Origin of the sequence: Anaeromassilibacillus sp. An250 (assembly GCF_002159845.1) — a bacterium.
GTDB lineage: Bacteria > Bacillota > Clostridia > Oscillospirales > Acutalibacteraceae > Anaeromassilibacillus > Anaeromassilibacillus stercoravium.
The window spans coordinates 1-1,297 of record NZ_NFJK01000054.1 but is presented as its reverse complement, the minus strand read 5'-3'; the positions used below and the strand labels follow the sequence as shown (position 1 = coordinate 1,297).

The window sequence follows — 1,297 nt, the reverse complement described above, 5'->3', positions numbered from 1 at the left end:
TGAACTGCACCCCATTTGTTAGACAGTATGATATACTGGATAACAAGTGGGGTGCTTTATTATGCCAAAAGGGATACCAAACAAACGATACACACCAGAATTCAAAAAGCTGGTAATTGAAACAATGTTGGAAGAAAAGCTTAGTTACAGCGAAACAGCCCGTCGATTTGAGGTAAGTGATCATCACCGCATCCAGAACTGGGAACGAATTTATCTGACAGAAGGGCCAGATGGCTTTGCCGTGGAGCGACGTGGTCGAGGAAGAAAGGGTCGTCCCAAGCAACTGCCGAAAGCGGTGGAAGAGGATCTGCTTGCTGAGGTGCAGCGGCTGCGTGCGGAGAATGAATACTTAAAAAACTTGCAAGCCTTGGTTTTGGAAGACGAGCGACGCCAGCGCAGAAAACGCAGGTAGTTCAAAAACTGAGGCAAAGACACGCTCTGAAAATCCTTCTTTCAATCGCTCAGCTTCCCCGTGCAACTTTCTACTATCATCTGAAGCGGATGGGGTGCGCAGACAAATATGAAGTGGCAAAAACAGAAATTGCAGCCATCTACCACGAAAACAAAGGGCGGTATGGTTACCGCCGTATTACCACAGCCCTGTACAACAGAGGGATTCATCTGAACCACAAAACGGTACAGCGTCTTATGAGGCAGCTTGGATTGGCTTGCCGTGTTAGAATCAAGAAATACCGCTCTTACAAGGGTGAAGTGGGAAAAATTGCACCGAATCTGCTCAACCGGGATTTCTATGCGGAAAAACCGAACCAGAAATGGGTTACCGATGTGACAGAGTTCAGTTTATTTGGTCAGAAGCTCTATCTTTCTCCAATCCTGGATTTACACAACGGGTATTTGGTGAGCTATGCCATCTTTGGCCGACCGATTCTGGGTATGGTTACTGCCATGCTGGATAAGGCTTTTGAAACAATACCGGATGGAACAGGGTTAATCCTCCATTCCGACCAAGGTTGGCAATACCAGCATAAACAGTACCAGCGTATGCTTCGTGAGAAAGGAATTCAACAGAGTATGAGTCGGAAAGGCAACTGCCTGGATAATGCTGTCATGGAAAACTTCTTTGGCTTACTCAAAAGCGAGTTGCTGTATCTGCAAGAATTTGAATCTATGGAGCACTTCAAGCGAGAACTCCTGGACTATCTGGATTACTACAACAACCGCCGCATCAAGGCAAAGCTGAAGGGCTTGCCGCCTGCAATTCACAGACAACAAGCCCTTTCGGCTACTTAAACAATTTTTACTTTCAAATATTGTCTAACTTTTGGGGGTCACTTCA

General features: G+C 46.1%; 2 protein-coding genes. Both read left to right on the top strand.

Features of this window, described 5'->3' with window-relative positions:
- Positions 1–61: 61 nt before the first annotated feature.
- Entirely contained in the window at positions 62–412 is a 351-nt protein-coding gene (locus tag B5F54_RS17055; RefSeq protein ID WP_087235328.1) for a transposase, read from the top strand.
- A complete protein-coding gene (locus B5F54_RS17050) occupies positions 346–1,251 on the top strand; it encodes an IS3 family transposase (RefSeq protein ID WP_140400421.1) in 906 nt (301 codons plus the stop codon). Before B5F54_RS17055 ends, B5F54_RS17050 begins: the two co-directional genes overlap by 67 nt.
- Positions 1,252–1,297: the final 46 nt, after the last annotated feature.